Genomic DNA, 17,986 nt, shown 5'->3' with positions numbered 1-17,986 from the left:
CCGACGCCTCCTCATTTACACTGCAAGCATGTCGACCACGACCTCACCGCCGGGTGAGTTCTCCCAGTCTGCGCGCGAGATCGCAGCCGAGTCCGTCATCATTCCCGTACGCGCCGCCGGTCTCCTCCTCCGGCACCTCCCGCAGCTCATCACGTGTGTCTGCCTGGGCCTGACGGGACGCCAAGCCGTGATCTGGCTCGCGGTGTGGATTTCCAACTTCAGCAAGGTCGGGGCCAGCCTGGTGATGCCGCTTGCTCCGCTCTCCGTCATGGTCGCACTGATCTACGCCCTTTGGTACCTCCGCCCGTCGCTCCCCTTCCTCTCCCGGGCGATTCCGGGGCGGGAGGAGACGTCGTCACGCACGCGCCTGTTTTCGGCGGGCGGGATGCTGATTTCGTTTCTCACTGTGTACGCCACGCACGGCATGCTTAAGGAGGACCTCGCCGCGTTCCGCCGCGCCGCCACGAACGACGAATTCATGAACCAGGGCTTTGCCGCGGACTTTAGCCGGGTGTTCGTCGACGGCACCGCATCCCTGCTCGCCCTCATTGCGGTGACGATCGTGCTGCGCAAGATTATTGGTTACTTCGCGCTGGCAGAACGTGGTCTCGGCCTCACCTATCTTGCCGCCTACCTCGACGTGCTGTGGATGTCCACCGTATCGATATTTGTGACCAACAAGCTCGCAGACGTACAGGATTGGGCGCTGAGCAGGCGGGGAATTGCGCCCGCGTACGACCGCTACGTGGACCTGAGGGACGGCATTGCCGAGCACACAGGCATCCTCGCCAGCGCCTGGGATTGGCTGACGGAGGCGCTACCGGTGATCAACCAGCTGGTGACCATTCCGGTCGCGTGGCTCGCCCTCGGCGCAGTGGTCTTCGGCACGTCGCTGGTTGCCAGCCGGGAGAAGGAAGCGGCGCCGGACGCCGAAGCTGCGGACAGCTCGCAGTGCTTCAAGAGGCGGGCGCGCCACGTGGTTGAAAAGGAGGCCAAGTACGTTGCCAACCAGGCGATGCAGCCTATCGCCGGGCCGCTGAAGACCACGTGGAGCGGCCTTCGCACGCTGGCCAAGGCAGGCATCGTGCCAATGGTGATGTTTTGCATCGTGTTCATGCTCGCCGCCGGAGTCGAGTTGGGCGTGGTCGAGGTGGGTCGCGCCATCGTGGGACCACAGGACGCGCTTGTCAGCGAAGTCATCGCTGCGTACATCCTCATCTTCGCGCGCGCCGCGTACCTGCTGCTCGTGGTGTGCCTGATCGCCTCGGGGCTCGACTTCTTCCTGCGCCGCTCCTACTCGCCCGCCGCAGATCCCGATGCGTCTCTCGCCTTGGACTCCGGGTCGTCCACGTAGTTTTTCGGCTCCGGCAGGTCGAGGGTGACGTAGTCGGGCTCGTTCCACCCGAGGTGGAGCTGCTCCGGCTGCACGCCCTCCGGCATCGCGATGGGGATGAGTTTGCGCCACTCCTCCGGGCGCGGGTCACCCTGAACAACGCGGACCGTAGCGGTGCGGAGGTCCACCGACTCCGTCGCCGGCCCGCCCTCGCCCGGCGGGGTGCAGCTGTGCAGGGCGCTCATGTCACTCACCACTTCGCCGAAGATTTGATCCGTGCGCTGGTAGTCACGCCCGTCCGAACCTGTCGCCCACATGCGGCAGTGGGACAACACAGAGTCTTCCGGTGCGCGCCACTGGGTGAGTAACGCCCAGATGGCAAACCCGTCGGGCGCATCGAGCCCGATCTCTTCCTCGTGTTCGACCCGTTGGAACCCGATCACCTCCACCTCAGCGGTGCGGCGCGGCGGCCCGCTCCCCTCCCCCTCCACGAGGCCATCGATGGGCAGGTCAAACGAGCCCGGGGTGCCGGCCGCGATGCGTTGCTCCTGGGTCCAGGACCACGGCCGATAGATCCCGAAGTACGGCTGCGACGATGCCGCCAGCATGCACCCGATCGCCACCGGGGCGGCAGCCCACCAGGTAAGTTTCATAGCGTGAGCCCCTCCCTGCTGATGTTTCCGGCTTCGACTGGTTCGCCGAGCTCCAGCACTACCCGCGGCGCCATCTGCGTGGCGGACGGGTGCAAGAACAGCCTCGCCTCCGCAATCTGCTCTGCCGGCATTTCGAAGACGAGGGTGCACTGCGTAGGAAGTTGCGGGTACAGGGTGCCACACGACGACGCGAGGTGGTTCGCGGGTCCGTAGAGCGTGCCGTCGGTAGCCTTGATCTGCCCTTCGAGTACCTGGCCAGTATCGGGTGTATGGGTAAAATCCACGACCAGCCAGCGGGCGTGCGTTGGCACGCCGTTGATCGCATCGGCGGTAATGGTGTGGACTCCATCAACCCGCCCGATCTTCGGTGCCTCGGCGCCGTAGTCAAACGGCGCGAAGGCCCGGTCCTGCGCGTCGGGAAGCTGCTCGCGGATGAGGCCGCCCAGGCTGAGCAGGGCCAGCGCCGCCGCGGTCGCCACTATTCGGCGCGGTACCGTCGTCACCGCAGGCTCACCTCCGCAGCACGGTCCTTGGTCAGCCAGGCCTTCGCCCCGTCCAGGAAGGAGGTACGGTACTCCAGCGACGTGATCACCAGCGTGTCCGCCTCCGCGGCATTCGCGCCGCTCGGGCCTTGGAAGATGAGCGCGACATCCAGCGGCACGCCAGGGTTGGGCGAGATCGCCTCGGATGGCGCAACCTCGGTGAGCGCCTCCGCGCTGTGCTTGCGTACGACCGCGGCTCTCATGTCCGGTTGCTCCTCTGGGCCAAGATGCGAGTCCTCTAGGGCGAACGCCATGAGGAACTGCGGCGCAGGGACAGGCCGCGAGGCGGTGTTGGTGAGTCGCATTTCCACCACGCGTGCGTCGCCAAGCGTATAGGTGCGCCGCACCGAGATCTCGAACGGTGCGGCCGTGAACTCGACAGGCTGCGCGAGCGCACCGGTGCCCCTCGGCGCCGCGGCCACGGTGAGGCCCTCGGGCGGGGCCGCTTCCAGTCCGCCGCTGACACCGGTGATGCCCACAACCGCGAGCAACGCCGCGAGGGTCGCGTTGGTCCGGGTGCCAAGGTCGGCCGCGACCGATTTGGCCAATCCAGCAAATGGCCGGGGGCCTTTCGCCGCTGGTGTCGACGATACTTCGCTCACACCTGGAATCTAAGCAGAGTTTCCGCAGGCGCGCTCGGCACGCGTGCTTATCGACGCCAACGGCCCGGCCCCTACCGCACAGTTGCGGAGGAGCCGGGCCGGTTGGTGAGCAGACCTAGCTAACAGCCAGAAGGCTAGATCTGGTCGATGCCGTACTCGTCGAGCGGGACGGAGGCGCCGGTGTACTCGCCGTAGCCCTCGTCGCCGTAGATGCCCTCGCCGAAGCTCGGGATGGAGTACGCCGCGGAGCGCGCGGCCTCGGTCGGCTTGACCTGGATGTTGCGGTAGCGGGAAATGCCCGTACCGGCCGGGATCAGCTTACCGATGATCACGTTCTCTTTCAGACCGATGAGCTGGTCGGAGCGCTTGTTGATCGCGGCGTCCGTGAGCACGCGGGTCGTCTCCTGGAAGGAGGCGGCCGACAGCCAGGACTCGGTAGCTAGTGAGGCCTTGGTGATACCCATGATCTCGGAGCGCATCTCCGCCGGCTGGCCCTCGTCCGCCACGGTGGCGGCGTTGACCTGGCGTGCCTCGGAGAGGTCGATCAGCGTGCCCGGCAGGAACTCGGTCGAGCCGGAGTCGATGACCGTGCCGCGGCGCAGCATCTGGCGGATGATGATCTCGATGTGCTTGTCGTGGATGGACACACCCTGGGTGCGGTACACGGCCTGCACCTCGTCGATGAGGTGCTTCTCCACGCCGCGACGGCCGAGGACCTCGAGCACGTCGTGCGGGTCTGCGGCACCGCGGAGCAGGCGCTCGCCCACCTCGACGTGGTCGCCCTCGCGCAGGGAGCGCTCGATCATGGCGTCCGGGTTGGACTCCATCGGGCGGCGCACCTGGGCCAGGCCCTGGCGCTTGGACAGCTTCTCGTACACCACGTCGTCGGAGTCATCGTCCGGGTGGATGGTGAGGGTCCAGAAGTTGCCCTCGTCCTCCAGGGAGACCGTACCGGCGACCGACGCGATCGGCGCGCAGTTCTTGGGCACGCGGGCCTCGAACAGCTCCTGGACACGCGGCAGACCACCGGTAATGTCGCCGCCGACACCACCCTGGTGGAAGGTACGCATGGTCAGCTGGGTACCCGGCTCACCAATGGACTGTGCAGCGACGATGCCGACGGCCTCGCCGATGTCCACCAGCTGGCCGGACGCCATGGACTTGCCGTAGCACTTGGCGCAGACGCCAGTCGGGGTCTGGCAGGTCAGCACGGAGCGGACCTTGACCTCGGCGACGCCCTTCTGCACGAGCACGTCGATACGCTCCTCGGACAGCTCGGTGCCGGCCTCGAAGACGACGTTGCCCTCGGAGTCCTTCGCGTCGGAGGCCAGGACTCGGCCGGACACGGAGGTCTCCACCAGGTCATGGCGGACGAAGGCGTCACCAGCGGCCTCTGCCACCGGGACCTTGACGCCCTGGTGGGTGCCACAGTCCAGCTCGCGGACAATGACGTCCTGCGCCACGTCCACCAGACGACGGGTGAGGTAGCCGGAGTCCGCGGTACGCAGAGCGGTATCGGCCAGGCCCTTACGGGAACCGTGGGAGTTGTTGAAGTACTCCATCACGGACAGGCCCTCGCGGAAGGAGGTCTTGATCGGGCGGGTGATGTACTCACCGCGCGAGTTCACGACCATGCCCTTCATGCCGGCCAGGGTCCAGATCTGGCGCATGTTACCGGCAGCACCGGACTTCACGATCATCGGAATCGGGTTGTCGTCCGGGTAGAGGTCCTCCACGGCCTGGCCGACCTTGTTGGTGGCGTCCTGCCACAGCTCAACCAGTCGGTCGTAGCGGTTCTCCTCGGTAAGCGCACCCTTCTCCCAGAACTTGCGCTCGATCTCCTCGGCTTCCTTCTCGTAACGCTCGAGGAACTGCGTCTTGTTCGGGAGCACCAGCACGTCAGACATGGTGATGGTCACGCCGGAACGGGTTGCCCAGTAGAAGCCGGCGTCCTTCATCTTGTCCAGCGTCTGCGCGACGGTGATCATGGGGTACTTCTCCACCATGTCCTGGATGATGTCACCCAGCAGCACCTTGCCGGCGCCGCCGCCCTTGCGCACCATGGCGCCTTCCTGGAAGGGGAAGTTGAACGGCAGAAGCTCGTTGAACATGATGCGGCCGAGCGTCGTCTCGGTCATCCATGCCTGGCCCTTGGTCCAGCCGTCCGGGAACTGCTCCTCCTCGACCTCAACGGTCGGGCGCAGGTGGTCGATGCGGACCTTGATCGGGGCCTGCAGGCCGAGCACGCCGCGGTCGTACGCCATGATCGCCTCGCGGTAGGAGGAGTAGACGCCTTGTGCCGGGCCGTTCTCGTCGGCAGGCGCGTAGGCGCCCTCGCCGCCGATCTCATCGGTGGACTTCAGCATGGTGAGGAAGTACAGGCCGGTCACCATGTCCAGGCGCGGCATTGCCAGCGGCTTGCCGGACGCCGGGGACAGGATGTTGTTGGAGGACAGCATCAGTACGCGGGCCTCCGCCTGTGCCTCTGCGGACAGCGGCAGGTGGACTGCCATCTGGTCGCCGTCGAAGTCAGCGTTGAACGCCTCGCACGCCAGCGGGTGCAGCTGGATGGCCTTGCCCTCGACCAGCTTCGGCTCGAAGGCCTGGATGCCCAGGCGGTGCAGGGTCGGTGCGCGGTTGAGCAGCACCGGGTGCTCGGAAATGGCCTCTTCGAGCACGTCCCACACCTCGGGGCGCTGGCGCTCCACCATGCGCTTCGCGCTCTTGATGTTCTGCGCGTACTGGTTGTCCACCAGGCGCTTCATCACGAACGGCTTGAACAGCTCGAGCGCCATCAGCTTTGGCAGACCGCACTCGTGCAGCTTGAGCTGCGGGCCGACGATAATCACGGAACGACCGGAGTAGTCGACGCGCTTACCCAGCAGGTTCTGGCGGAAGCGGCCCTGCTTGCCCTTGAGCAGGTCGGACAGGGACTTCAGCGGGCGGGAGCCCGGTCCGGTGACCGGACGGCCGCGGCGGCCGTTGTCAAACAGCGCGTCCACGGACTCCTGCAGCATGCGCTTCTCGTTGTTCACGATGATCTCGGGCGCGCCGAGGTCAATCATGCGCTTGAGGCGGTTGTTGCGGTTGATCACGCGACGGTACAGGTCGTTCAGGTCGGAGGTGGCGAAGCGTCCGCCGTCCAGCTGCACCATCGGGCGCAGCTCCGGCGGGATCACCGGGATCGCGTCCAGGATCATGCCGGCTGGGTCGTTGCCGGAGCGCTGGAACGCAGCGACGACCTTGAGGCGCTTGAGCGCGCGGACCTTCTTCTGGCCCTTGCCCTCAGCGATGATGGTGCGCAGCTCCTCGGCCTCGGACTCGAGGTCGAAGTTGCGGATCAGCGTCTGGATTGCCTCAGCGCCCATGCCGCCGGTGAAGTAGTCCTCGTAGCGGTCGACGAGCTCCTCGTAGAGCACCTCGTCGATAATCATCTGCTTCGGGGCGAGCTTCTGGAAGGTCTGCCAGATGTCGTCGAGGCGCTCGACCTCGCGCTCGCCGGCCTCGCGGATGTGCGTCATTTCCTTGTCGGCTGCCTGCTGCACCTTCTTGCGGGCAGCGGCGGTCGCGCCGGAAGCCTCGAGCTCGGCGAGGTCTTCCTCCAGCTTGTGTGCGCGCTCAGCGATCTCGGAGTTGGCGTCCTCCTCGACTTCCTTCTTCTCCAGCAGCATCTCCGCCTCAAGGGTGGACATGTCGTTGTGACGTGCTTCCTCGTCGACGCTGGTGATGATGTTGGCGGCGAAGTAGATGATGCGCTCCAGGTCCTTCGGAGCGAGGTCAAGCAGGTAACCCAGGCGAGACGGGACGCCCTTGAAGTACCAAATGTGGGTCACGGGAGCGGCGAGCTCGATGTGGCCCATGCGCTCGCGGCGCACCTTGGACTTGGTCACCTCGACGCCGCAGCGCTCGCAGATGATGCCCTTGTAACGGACGCGCTTGTACTTACCGCAGGCGCACTCCCAGTCGCGGGTGGGGCCGAAGATGCGCTCGCAGAACAGGCCGTCCTTCTCGGGCTTGAGGGTGCGGTAGTTGATGGTCTCCGGCTTCTTCACTTCGCCGTGGGACCACTTACGAATGTCTTCTGCAGTGGCCAGGCCGATGCGAAGCTCGTTGAAGAGGTTTACGTCAAACACGTAAATTCCCTTTCACCTCCCCCAGCTGGGGAGGATTGCGTGTGGATAGTTTCTTCTCGTTTCATTCAGGGCGCCGCAAGCACAAGTGCTTATCGACGCCCACCTGGCGCCTAGACGGTATCCGCCGCTGACCCCTCGTCGCGCGAGAGGTTGATGCCCAGCGAGGAACCGGCCTGGTCAAACTCATCGTCGTCGCCGTCGAGCTCCATGGCGCTGCCGTCCGTGGAGAGCACCTCAACGTTGAGGCACAGGGACTGCAGCTCCTTGAGCAACACCTTGAAGGACTCCGGGATACCCGGATCCGGGATGTTGTCGCCCTTCACAATCGCCTCGTAGACCTTCACGCGGCCGACCACGTCGTCCGACTTGATGGTCAACAGCTCCTGCAGGGTGTAAGCAGCGCCGTACGCCTGCATTGCCCACACCTCCATCTCGCCGAAGCGCTGGCCGCCGAACTGGGCCTTACCGCCCAGCGGCTGCTGCGTAATCATGGAGTACGGGCCGGTGGAACGGGCGTGGATCTTCTCGTCCACAAGGTGGTGCAGCTTGAGCATGTACATGTAGCCGACGGAGATCGGGTACTTGTACGGCTCGCCGGAGCGGCCGTCGTAGAGACGGGTCTTGCCCTGGCCGTCGACCATCACGTCACCGTCGCGGTTCGGCTTGGTGTTTGCCAGCAGTCCTGCGATCTCCTCGTTGGAGGCGCCGTCGAATACCGGCGTTGCGGTCAGCGACTCCGGCGGGACGTCGTAAAGGTGCTCCGGCAGGGTCTCCAGCAGCGCGGCGTTCTTCGGGTCATCCGGGTTCACGGTCCAGCCGGCCTTGGCCAGCCAGCCCAGGTGCACCTCGAGGACCTGACCGATGTTCATACGACGCGGCACGCCGTGCGTGTTCAGAATGATGTCCACCGGGGTGCCGTCCTCCATGAACGGCATGTCCTCCGTCGGCAGGATCTTGCCCACAACACCCTTGTTGCCGTGGCGGCCTGCCATCTTGTCGCCGTCCTGGATCTTGCGCTTCTGCGCGACGTAGACGCGGATCATCTCGTTCACGCCTGCGGACAGATCGTCGTCGTCCTCGCGCGAGAAGCGGCGGACCGCGATGACCTTGCCGGTCTCACCGTGCGGCACCTTCAGGGAGGTGTCGCGGACCTCGCGGGCCTTCTCACCGAAGATGGCGCGCAGCAGGCGCTCCTCCGGGGTCAGCTCGGTCTCGCCCTTCGGGGTGACCTTACCCACGAGGATGTCGCCGTCGCGCACGTCAGCACCGATGCGGATCACGCCGCGCTCGTCGAGGTCCTTGAGCACGTCCTCGGACACGTTCGGGATCTCGCGGGTGATTTCCTCGGCACCGAGCTTGGTGTCGCGGGCGTCAATCTCGTGCTCCTCGATGTGCACGGAGGTGAGGATGTCCTCCTCCACCACGCGCTGGTTGAGGATGATTGCGTCCTCGTAGTTGTGGCCTTCCCACGGCATGAAGGCGACGAGCAGGTTGCGGCCGAGCGCCATCTCGCCGTTCTTCGTGCCCGGGCCGTCCGCGATCACCTGGCCAGCCTCGACGCGCTGACCAGCAGACACGATCGGAGTCTGGTTGTAGCAGGTGCCCTGGTTGGTGCGGTGGAAGGTACGCAGCTGCTGGGTGTCGCGAGTGCCATCGTCGCCCAGCACAGTGATGTAGTCGCCGGTCACGGTCTCGATCACACCGGAGAGCGGGGAGATGACGGTATCGCCAGCGTCGTAAGCAGCGCGCTGCTCCATGCCGGTGGCCACGTACGCAGCCTCGGAGCGCAGCAGCGGCACAGCCTGCTTCTGCATGTTCGCACCCATGAGGGCGCGGTTCGCGTCGTCGTGCTCGAGGAACGGAATCATCGCCGTTGCCACGGAGACCATCTGGCGCGGCGAGATGTCGAGGTAGTCAACGCCTTGCGGGCCGACGACGCCGATGTCGCCGTCCTTGAGGCGGACCTCGATGCGCTCGCCGGTCAGCTCGCCGTCCTTGGTCATCGGGGTGGCCGCCTGCGCAATCGCGTAGCGGTCCTCCTCGTCGGCCGTGAGGTAGTCGATCTGGTCCGCGAGCTTGCCGTCGTTGACCTTGCGGTACGGGGTCTCGATGAAGCCGAACGGGTTGACGCGAGCGTAGGACGCGAGCGCGCCGATCAGGCCAATGTTCGGACCCTCAGGGGTCTCAATCGGGCACATGCGGCCGTAGTGGGACGGGTGTACGTCTCGGACCTCGATGCCGGCGCGCTCACGCGACAGGCCGCCCGGACCCAGCGCGGACAGACGACGCTTGTGCGTCAGGCCGGACAGGGAGTTGTTCTGGTCCATGAACTGCGAGAGCTGCGAGGTACCGAAGAACTCGCGGATCGCAGCGGAGACCGGACGCACGTTAATCAGAGAGGTCGGCGTGATGGACTCCGCATCCTGGGTGGTCATGCGCTCGCGCACGACGCGCTCCATGCGGGAGAGGCCGACGCGGACCTGGTTCTGGATCAGCTCGCCAACGGTGCGCAGGCGACGGTTACCAAAGTGGTCGATGTCGTCGGTGTTGATCGGGATGAGCTCGCCGGACGGGGAGGTCATCTCGGTCTCGCCAGCGTGCAGGCGCACGAGGTACTCGAGCGTGGTGGCGATGTCTTCCTCGGTCAGCGTCATCAGGCCGTCGTGATCGCCGCCGAGACCCAGCTTGCGGTTGACCTTGTAGCGGCCAACGCGGGCCAGGTCGTAGCGCTTGGGGCGGAAGAAGGAGTTCTCCAGCAGGGACTGCGCGAGGTCGCGGGTCGGCTGCTCGCCCGGGCGCTGCTTGCGGTAGATCTCCAGCAAGGCCTCGTCCATGTTGGCCACGCCGTCGTTCTCCAGCGTGGACATCATGAGCTCGGAGAAGCCGAAGCGCTCCTTGATCTGCTCCTCGGTCCAGCCGAGCGCCTTCAGCAGGACGGTCACCGGCTGACGACGCTTACGGTCAATGCGCACACCTACGGTGTCGCGCTTGTCCACGTCGAACTCCAGCCACGCACCACGGGAAGGGATCACCTTCACGGCGTGCAGCGGACGCTCGGTGGACTTATCAATCGTCTCGTCAAAGTAGACGCCCGGGGAGCGCACGAGCTGGGAGACAACGACACGCTCGGTGCCGTTGACAATAAAGGTGCCCTTGTCCGTCATCAGCGGGAAGTCGCCAATAAAGACGGTCTGGGACTTAATCTCCTGCGTATCGTTATTAATAAACTCCGCCGTCACGTAGAGCGGCGCGGAGTAGTTAATGTCCTTCTCTTTTGCTTCCTCGATGGTGTACTTCGCATCTTCGAAGCGCGGCTCGGACAGCGTCAGGCTCATGTTGCCGGAGTAGTCCTGGATCGGAGAGATCTCCTCCAGGATGTCCTCCAGGCCGCTGGCCACGCGGGCGTCCTCGCCGCGCAGCTCCTGCTCGCGGGTGCGCCACTCAGGCGTACCGACGAGCCACGCAAAAGATTCAAGCTGTACATCAAGAAGACCCGGGACGGTGATCGGCTCAGCGATCTTGGCGAACGAGTAACGTTCGGGGGCCCCGGGAATATCAGCCATTGACATGGTCTGGTTTGAGACTGCCAAGTTGGGTCCTTCCAGCACCTAGGGCGGACGCCACGCTATTTACTCTGGCTCTGTAAACAACCGGCATTTCCGCTGGGTAAGTTAGCATTTCGGTCTGCTTCGGAAGACCCGCCCCCAGAGATGACAAAATCACCTTGTCAAATCAGCACCCTTCGACATACCCCCTGCTCACACAGGCTTTCCGACGGGCGCCTCATGCAAGGCTCGCGCACTTCACTGGAGACGGCTTCCAGCGCAACGACTTAGCCTATAGCACAGTGCACGCTTTGTAAAGAGCAGACACACCCCCGTGTCGCCTGCGCGTCGTCGGAGCGAAAGCGGTGCCGTCGATAAGCTTGCTCCTGCACCGGAAACCTCACCGGTGACGTCGCTGCGGGGAAGCCTACCACCAGAGGTTGCTAACTCGGCAACCCCGCGACACCCGGCTAGCGGGCGCGGCCGGGACGGAACGCGCCGACCAGGCCAAACAGGGCGACAAGCGCGCCGAGCGCGATGGTACCCCACGTCACCTTTTGCGATACGGATTGCGGCACCACGCGGGAGAGCTGGGCCACCATCGCCTCGGTATCCTCCGGCGACATCGCGGCGTCGTAGGTAATGACGTTGGTGGGGTGCTCGCCGTTGTCGTCGGCGTAGAAGATGTCGACCTTTTCTTTCATGCCAACCACAAGACCGGTGACCTGGTCGACCTGAATTTCGCGGTCCGCAGCGTAGTTGCGGAAGGTGCGCACGCTGTCAGCATCCTCGCCTTCGCCGACCTCGGCGGTGCTGGCATTCAAGGCGTCGGCGTAGCGCAGCGCTAAGTTCGTCGGCTCGATGTGCTGGGTAAAGGTATACACAGTGCGGCCGGCGATCTCTTCCTCGCCGGCAAACTGCGCGGGCGCACTCCCCCGCAGCTGCGGGTCGAACACGTTGTAGTCCTGCTGCTGCACGTCGGACGGCAGCTTCAGCCAGGGCCCGTCCACGGGCACCTCCGTCGCAGGCATCGCCATCTGACTGGACACCTGCGCAGGCAAGGCCACCTGGCCGGTGGCACGGTCCAGCACCATCGACCAGGTGGACGCGGTAACGAGGTTGTCAAAGTCCGAACCGGCCGTGCCGGCACGCAAGGTATCGCCGATGCGCACGCTCGCCACGTCGTCATTCGAGGGGTCCTGCACCTCCATGTGGAGCTGGCGGGTCACGGGGGCAGGCTCGCCTTCGCGTGTGCCGTCGTCGTCGCGAAGCGTCCAGGTGGTGTGCGCGAGGTCGAGGGGCAGGCGGGCGTCGCCAAGCAGGAAGCGCGGCGCGAGCAGGCCAGCAACCACGAGCGCGATGCCGAGACCCACGAGGAGCGCGGAGAGAATCCTGGATTTAGGCAGCATGGGCCAAAGTGTAGTGGACACAGCTCGGGCTCCCCTGCGGGCGGGCATGACCACGTAACATTCTCAGCAAACGAGGCGTTGCGCCCCCGGTATCTCAGAATGCAAGATTTTTGCACACAGCTTCGGCTCAGCATGTGTAAGGACATTCGCGCGTTTCGCACCCGCTTTGCAACACTTCACGCCCACCCCCCTTCTGCACGGATACAAACACGTACCTCTATACCTTTTGTGGCCAGTAAACCGCCCTTTTCAACCTACCAGTTAGTGTTCGAAAACTATTAAAACTGCCCCAATCACCCCCGCACTACCCGCGGATCGGATATAAGCTTGGACGCATACATAGTGAGTAGGGACACATTTATACCGCCTTTTCGCGTACTGGCGTCGCCGAATCGCCCCCAGGCACCCCAAAGCCATTTCCAGCTTCCTGAGACTCACTTAGAATATCGTGCCAAACCGTCAGAAAACGCTAAGGAGAATATGATGGCTTACCCACCTGCCCAACCCCATAAGAGAGGCCGTCGCCGCGGCATGACAATGCTTGCAGCCTCGATGGCCATCGCCGTCGGATCGCAAGCGCTTCCAGTAGTTGGCCCTCACGCAGCAATTGCCAACGTGGCTCACGCCGCCGAGGCACCGAGCGCGAGCGACTGGGACCCCGCCAGCATCGTCGAAGCGGATGCCATCACGCCGACTGACAGCGTGAACAAGGGCGTCCTCGACGGAAAACGCAACGTGGTGTGGGGCTACCTCTCCTACGCTGACCGTGGCACCATGGAGGTCGACGATATGCGCAACCCATGGAGCGACACCCCGGTTCCGGAGGGCGCGGACATGTACATGCGCTACGACACCGGTGGCGGGAAGATGTCTCGCATCCACAAGGCGACGACACACACGGATGACTTTGGCAACACGGTCTACGCCTTCGAGTTCAAGGACGGCTCCCCGAAGCTGGCTGCAGGCACCTGGAAGGATGGCTCCGCTGACGTCCAGCTGCTGATCGGCGAGAACAACTCGGCGATCAACCCGCACATCAACGAGCCGTTCTCTGTCGTACGCGCGACCCCGGGTGGCGCATGGTACAGCGGCAGCGTCGAAGATTCCCGCAACCTCAACTGGTCCATCCACCCAGTGGCAGTCAACGACCGTCGCGGCCCCACGTGGGGTGAGACGGTGGTCAAGGTCTACCAGGTCTCCCCCGCGTCGAACACCCTGAAGAGCCAGCTCTCCGAAACCCCGGATAAGGCCGTCAAGCGTACGTACTCCGGCCGGGTATGGAACGACTCTATGAAGGGCACCGACACGGAGAACGTGTGGGCCAAGAACCAGTACAACATCAACGTGGACAATGGTGTGCTTTTCGACGGCACGGACACCCCGGCCGAGGGACACACCGTCTACCAGGCCGTGCCGAACGACGAGGCGTACCAGGCGCTGGATGCGATCCGTCGCGACACAAACACCACCGGTAACCGCACGAGAGCCGACATCCAGGGCCGTATCAAGCGAACGGCAGACTACGTCCGTGCGCATCCCGAGAACTTCACCGTCTACTCCGCACCGGTGAAGGCGGACGGCACCTACACGCTGCGCTCTTCCTTCGACCAGGCCCGTCACGCGGACTACGTCTACATGTGGGTCGAGGACGCAGACCACAACATCAAGACCAACCTGTCGTCCTGGAACACCTCTGAGTTCCGCGCACCGGTGGGCAATGACGTCTACACCGAGTCGGGCCACGCACAGCGCTCCCTTGCCGACACCGACTGGGCGCATAACGGCCACGTGCCTGGCCAGAAGCACCTGGGCAACAATGCGAACGTTGCCACCGCCCCGCACCGCGACGGTGGCGGCAACTGGACCAACGTGAACTTCGCGTTGGCTACAAACGCTGACGGCTCCAGCCACACGGTCACCCCGGGCCAGCCCGATCGCGAGGCTGATAACGACGCGAACGATCCGACCTATGGCGGCCGCGTCGAAACGCCGCGCGGGACCGACACCGTCATCGACGGCCCGAAGAACACGGACGGCTCCGACCTTCCTGGCGACACCACCTTCGAGCAGCACCCGACTAAGCCGGTCACCGGCCCGAACGGTGAGCAGCTCCCGGGCTTCCCGGGCAAGGTAACGGTCGACCCGGGTACCGGCAAGGTCACGGTCAACCCGGACAACGGCGCTCGCGAGGGCGACTACGACATTCCGGTCAAGGTCACCTACCCGGACGGCACCACCGATACGGTCGACGTTGAGGTCACCGTCCCGGCCCGCGACAACGCGACCGAGGATCCGGACAAGTCCGATGCGGAGAACTTCGACCCGTACTACCAGCCCGCACAGGGCAAGCCGGGCGTGGGCACGAAGGTTGACCAAACCCAGGACCTGCCGAAGGGCAGCACCTTTACCCCGACCCTGCCGAACGGCTGGACCGCGTCCGAGCCGGATGAAAACGGCGACTTCACCGTCACCCCGGCGAAGAACGCTCGCCCGGGCAAGGTCGACATCCCCGTCCTGGTGACCTACCCGGACGGCTCACAGGACACCGTCACCGCGCCGTTCACCGTCCTGCCGCTGGATAAGGACACGAACGACCCGCGTTACGAAGACACGGAGACCCCGAAGGGCGAGCCCACCGAGATCGATTCGCCGAAGAACCCGGACGGCTCCGAGCTTCCGGAGGACACCACGTTCAAGCCGGGCGAGAACGACTTCCCGGGCAAGGTCGAGGTCGACCCGGGCACCGGTAAGGTCACCGTCACTCCTGACGACGATGCAACCCCGGGCGACTACGAGATCCCAGTTGAGGTCACCTACCCGGATGACTCCGAGGAGACCACCACCGTCACCGTCACCGTCCCCGAAGACCCCAAGGACAACGGCGACGGCGGCGATACCGGCTCCTCCGACCAGGCTGCTGACAACGACCCGAGCTACGGCACCACCGAGGGCGCGGCTGGCAAGGAGACCAAGGTTTCCCAGAACGGCGACCGCGAGCTGCCTAAGGGCACCAAGATCACGGTCGCGGATGCTCCTGAGGGCTGGACCTTCGGAGAGCCCAACGAGGCTGGCGACTTCACCGTCGCCCCGGACCCCGACGCGCTCGATGGCACCCGCGTGACCATCCCGGTCCGCTTCACCTACCCGGACGGCACCATCGACGACACCGAGGCTGTCTTCGTGGTGACCAACGACGCAAGCGGCAACGACCCCTCCTACGAGGACACCGAGGCTCCGCGAGGCGAGGAGACGCTTGTCGACGCCCCCACGAACCCGGACGGCTCCTCGCTGCCGGAGGACACGACCTTCGAGCAGGGCGACTCTGACGATTCGGACTTCCCGGGCAAGGTCACCGTCGACCCGAGCACCGGTGAGGTCACGCTCACGCCTGACGAGGACGCCACCCCGGGCGACTACACCATCCCGGTTGACATCACCTACCCGGACGGCACCGAGGAAACCATCGACCTTCCGGTCCGCATCCCGGATGACACCACCATCACCCCGCCGGACAACGGCGGCAGCGACAACGGTTCCGGTGACGGTTCGGACGATGGCTCCGGCGACGGTTCGGATGACGGTTCCGATGATGGCTCCGGCGACGGTTCGGACGATGGCTCCGGCGACGGTTCGGATGACGGTTCCGATGATGGCTCCGGCGACGGTTCGGATGACGGTAAGGACAACGGCTCTACCGACGCTGTAGACAACGATCCGGCGTACTCCCCCGGGTCCGGTCCGGCGGGTACCGCGACCGAGCTGAAGCAGGATGGCGACCGTGAGCTCCCAGAGGGCACCAAGTTCGTCCTGCCGAAGGCACCGGCTGGCTGGACCTTCGGTGAGCCGAACGAGAACGGCGACTTCACGGTCACCCCGCCCGAGTCCGCTCTGCCGGGTACGGCAGTGTCTATTCCGGTCAGCGTGGTCTACCCGGATGGCTCCCGCGAGACCGTCAACGCACCGTTCGAGGTTGTTGGCACTTCCGATGACGCAACGGACAACGAGCCGGTGTACGACGGCGACACCAAGGTCGAGCCCGGTGACACCGAGACCGTCGACGCACCGCGTAACCCGGACGGTTCTGCGCTTCCGGATGACACCAAGTTCGAGCACAAGGACGACGATTTCCCTGGCAAGGTCGAGGTCGATCCGGGTACCGGCGAGATCACTGTCACTCCGGACGAGGACGCAAAGCCCGGCAAGCACACTGTCGTCGTGGAGGTGACCTACCCGGACGGCACCACCGACACCGTTGAAGTCCCCGTCGAGGTCATCCCGGCTGACAGCGGAGACGAGGACAAGGACGACGGTAAGGGCGGCGACAACGGTAAGGGCAGCGAGGACTCGACTTCCCAGGCTGACAACAACAACCCTGGCTACGAGAACCAGCGCGGTCTGGCCGAAACCCCGGTCAAGTTCGAGCAGAACGGCGACCGCGAGCTGCCGGAAGGCACGACGTTCGTCTTCCCGAAGTTCCCGTCCGGCTGGACCCTGGATGGTGACGCTGACACCGGTGACTTCACCATTAAGGCGCCTGCGAACACTCCGAACGGCACCGAGGTGACCATCCCGGTCATCGTTTCCTACCCGGATGGTTCCAGTGAGACGCTGTCTCCGATCTTCACCGTCGGTACCACCTCGGGCGGTTCCGATAAGCCCGGCGACGGCGGCAATACCGGCACGACCCCCGGCGGAAACACCGGCGGCAACGACACCGATGGCAAGGACCCGCAGGATAGCGACGCGCACGATCCCACTTACGGTGGCGACCGCACCACGACGCCTCGCGAACAGGACACTGTTATTGAGGGCCCGAAGAACGAGGACGGCTCCGATCTTCCGAAGGACACCACCTTCGCACCCGGTAAGCACACCTTCCCGGGCAAGGTGACCGTCCACCCGGGCACCGGCAAGGTGACGGTAAACCCGGACAAGGACGCCAAGGGCGGAAGCTACGACATCCCCGTCGTGGTGACCTACCCGGATGGTTCGAACGAAACGATCACCGTCCCTGTGCAGGTTCCGCCGCAGGTGTCCAACGGTGCGACCGTTGAGGTCAAGCCGGGCGATACCGTCACCGTTGGTGGCGACATCGACCCGAAGGATCTGCAGATCCGCTACCCGGATGGCACCATCAAGGACATCTCCGAGCTCAACCCGGGCAAGGACGCTGATGGCAACATCACCATCACTGTCCCGAAGGACTGGGCCGAAGGCACCTACGTCGTCGAGACCAAGGATGGCGACCGCGTCGTGGTCATCAAGGTTTCCTCGGAGTCGCAGGGCACGACCACTGGTTCCTCGGAACTGAGCGATCGCTGCATCGCCGGTCTCGCGGGCGTCGGCATCCCGCTCCTGCTCCTGATCCCGCTGGGTGTGGCTACCCAGGTGGCTATCCCGGGTCTCGAGGAGTTCCGCGCCGAGGCTGGCAAGGCTATCGAGCAGGTGAACACGCAGATCCAGCAGCAGCTGGGTATCTTCGACGAGCAGTTCGCCCAGGCGGCACAGTCCGTGCTTGGACCGAACTTCCCGGCCCGCGAGCTCGGCACCGCAGCCGCGGCTCTGGCGCTCACCGCACTCGGTCTGCTCATCGCTGACCAGATTGCCCAGGCCTGCGCGCCTGAGTACGACGGCCTGAGCTCCAAGATTGGCGGCGGCGAAGGCGGCAAGGCACAAGGTTCGTCCGCACAAGAGTCGTCCGCGCAGAAGAACGCAAAGAAGAACGAGGAGGATGAAAACTAGTCCCTTGTAGTGGGGCTTAGGCAGCCC

Annotated in this window: 8 protein-coding genes; 2 read left to right on the top strand and 6 right to left on the bottom strand. The window is 64.8% G+C overall.

Translation table 11 applies throughout. From position 1 onward, the window contains the following. Window positions 1–28 precede the first annotated feature (28 nt). Complete coding sequence (locus OVO38_RS00905; RefSeq protein ID WP_267207527.1) at window positions 29–1,354, top strand: hypothetical protein; 1,326 nt, start codon at window positions 29–31, stop codon at window positions 1,352–1,354. Here the strand turns inward: OVO38_RS00905 and OVO38_RS00900 are convergent. From OVO38_RS00900 to OVO38_RS00875, 6 genes are all read right to left on the bottom strand, one after another. Continuing rightward, window positions 1,294–1,986 (bottom strand): hypothetical protein, encoded by a 693-nt coding sequence (locus OVO38_RS00900; protein ID WP_267207526.1) that lies wholly within the window; start codon window positions 1,984–1,986, stop codon window positions 1,294–1,296. The two genes, OVO38_RS00905 and OVO38_RS00900, sit on opposite strands and share 61 nt — an antisense overlap. After that, window positions 1,983–2,489 carry a hypothetical protein gene (locus OVO38_RS00895; protein ID WP_095547650.1) on the bottom strand — a complete coding sequence of 169 codons (507 nt, stop codon included), beginning with the start codon at window positions 2,487–2,489 and terminating at the stop codon, window positions 1,983–1,985. The genes OVO38_RS00900 and OVO38_RS00895 overlap by 4 nt, the downstream gene beginning before the upstream one ends. After that, window positions 2,486–3,130 carry a hypothetical protein gene (locus tag OVO38_RS00890; RefSeq protein ID WP_133064812.1) on the bottom strand — a complete coding sequence of 215 codons (645 nt, stop codon included), beginning with the start codon at window positions 3,128–3,130 and terminating at the stop codon, window positions 2,486–2,488. The genes OVO38_RS00895 and OVO38_RS00890 overlap by 4 nt, the downstream gene beginning before the upstream one ends. A gap of 134 nt (window positions 3,131–3,264) precedes the next feature. Further along, entirely contained in the window at window positions 3,265–7,263 is a 3,999-nt protein-coding gene (locus OVO38_RS00885; protein ID WP_095277994.1) for a DNA-directed RNA polymerase subunit beta', read from the bottom strand. Window positions 7,264–7,373: 110 nt separating this feature from the next. Next, window positions 7,374–10,871 (bottom strand): DNA-directed RNA polymerase subunit beta, encoded by a 3,498-nt coding sequence (locus tag OVO38_RS00880; protein ID WP_095277996.1) that lies wholly within the window; start codon window positions 10,869–10,871, stop codon window positions 7,374–7,376. 407 nt (window positions 10,872–11,278) lie between these two features. After that, window positions 11,279–12,217 carry a DUF3068 domain-containing protein gene (locus tag OVO38_RS00875; protein ID WP_267207525.1) on the bottom strand — a complete coding sequence of 313 codons (939 nt, stop codon included), beginning with the start codon at window positions 12,215–12,217 and terminating at the stop codon, window positions 11,279–11,281. 531 nt (window positions 12,218–12,748) lie between these two features. On the opposite strand from OVO38_RS00875, the gene OVO38_RS00870 reads away from it, so the two are divergent. Then, a complete protein-coding gene (locus OVO38_RS00870) occupies window positions 12,749–17,959 on the top strand; it encodes a Rib/alpha-like domain-containing protein (protein ID WP_267207524.1) in 5,211 nt (1,736 codons plus the stop codon). Window positions 17,960–17,986 lie beyond the last annotated feature (27 nt).

The organism is Corynebacterium sp. Marseille-P8863 (assembly GCF_946902955.1).
GTDB classification, from domain to species: domain Bacteria; phylum Actinomycetota; class Actinomycetes; order Mycobacteriales; family Mycobacteriaceae; genus Corynebacterium; species Corynebacterium gottingense.
This window is presented reverse-complemented; position numbering and strand designations above follow the sequence as displayed.